We start from the raw sequence: 1,651 nt of genomic DNA on the forward strand, positions 1-1,651 counted from the left end.
CCTCGATCCACCGGTCGAGTTGAGGAGTTAGCGGCGCGTTAAATAGAGAATGCCCTTTTGATCAGGAAAAATAAGGCTTACCACGGCGTTTATTCACCACATCAAGAGGACATCTCGTAGATGCAACTGTTCCATAGATCCACGTCCCTGTCAGCGATCTTCGACGACACCAATCTCGTGTCGGCTGCCGGGCTCATTCCGGCGATGGCCTTGGCGGTCTCGACGGGTCTGGCCGAGCTGGCTAATCGGTGGTTGACGTTGCCCGGCTACTTCGGTGCGAACGCCGGGTTAAAGGTCACCGCTTTGGTCGCGGGGATGCTCGCCGGCGCCGATTCCATCGACGATATGGCCCTGCTCCGGCACGGCGGGATGAAGAAACTCTTCGTCGGCACCTACGCACCCTCCACTCTGGGCTCGTTCCTGCGTGCGTTCACTTTCGGCCACGTCCGCCAGCTCGACGCAGTCGCCAGGCGGTGGCTGGTCAACGTCGCCCAGGTCGCACCGATCGTAGCCGGGATCGATGACTACGCCCTGGTCGATATCGACGACACCATCAAAGAAGTCCACGGTTACAAAAAACAGGGCTCCGGCTACGGATACTCCGGAGTGCGCGGGCTGAACGCGTTGATCGGAATCGTCTCGACGACATCTGCCGCGCCGGTCATCATCGGCGCCCGGCTCCGGAAAGGCGCCGCCGGGTCCCCGCGCGGGGCGGGGAAGTTCGTGGCCGATGTCCTGGCGACCGTGACACGGTTGCGCTCAGGGACCGCGTCCGGGCTGGTGCTGCTGCGCGCCGACAGCGCGTTCTATGGCCATGCTGTGGTCTCGGCCGCGCACCGGGCCGGCGCGAAAGTCTCCATCACCGCCCGCATGGATCCGGCCGTGAAACGCGCTATCGCCACGATCCCTGATGACGCCTGGACGACGATTGATTACACCGACGCGATCCGGGACGAGACCACCGGCACCTGGATTTCCTCCGCCGAGGTCGCCGAGGTGCCGTTCACCGCGTTCAGCTCGAGGAAGATCAGCGAACGAATCACGGGACGCTTGGTCGTGCGGCGGATCCCGGAACTGAACCCGTTCGAAGGCGCCGGACAACCCACCCTCTTCGACACGCACCGGTTCCACGCGTTCTTCACCACCAGCACCCTGGACACCGTCACCGCAGACAAAACCCACCGGCAACACGCGATCATCGAGCAGGTCAACGCCGACCTCAAAGACAGTGCGCTGGCGCACCTGCCCTCCGGGAAATTCACCGCCAACGCCGCCTGGCTGGTGCTGGCCACGATCGCGTTCAACCTCGCCCGCGCCGCCGGCACCATCGCCGGCAGCACCCTCGGCAAGGCACGCACCGGAACCATCCGCCGCAAACTGATTCAGATTCCGGCCCGTATCTCGACCTCGGCCCGGAAACACGTCCTGCATCTCCCGGCCAGCTGGCCCTGGGAAACCGGATGGACAGCCCTGTTCGCGGCGGCCTGCGGCCCGCCACGAACAGCCACCATCTGACCACCCAGCCCCACGGCGCAACCAAACCAGGAACACCACCGGCAGCAGGGCCGGCCGCACCGCCATGCCCACCACCAGAAACCTCAGATCAAACGCCGGTGACCCGGATCAGCCAGGCTGACCGGTGGATCGAGGC

Annotated in this window: 1 protein-coding gene; it reads left to right on the top strand. The window is 64.6% G+C overall.

Annotated elements, in window-relative coordinates:
* Positions 1–120 precede the first annotated feature (120 nt).
* The gene (locus E3T24_RS04455) at positions 121–1,515 is read left to right on the top strand and encodes an IS1380 family transposase (RefSeq protein WP_134434331.1); all 1,395 of its coding nucleotides are present in this window, start codon (positions 121–123) and stop codon (positions 1,513–1,515) included.
* Positions 1,516–1,651: the final 136 nt, after the last annotated feature.

The organism is Cryobacterium sp. TmT2-59, assembly GCF_004403545.1.
Taxonomy (GTDB): domain Bacteria; phylum Actinomycetota; class Actinomycetes; order Actinomycetales; family Microbacteriaceae; genus Cryobacterium; species Cryobacterium shii.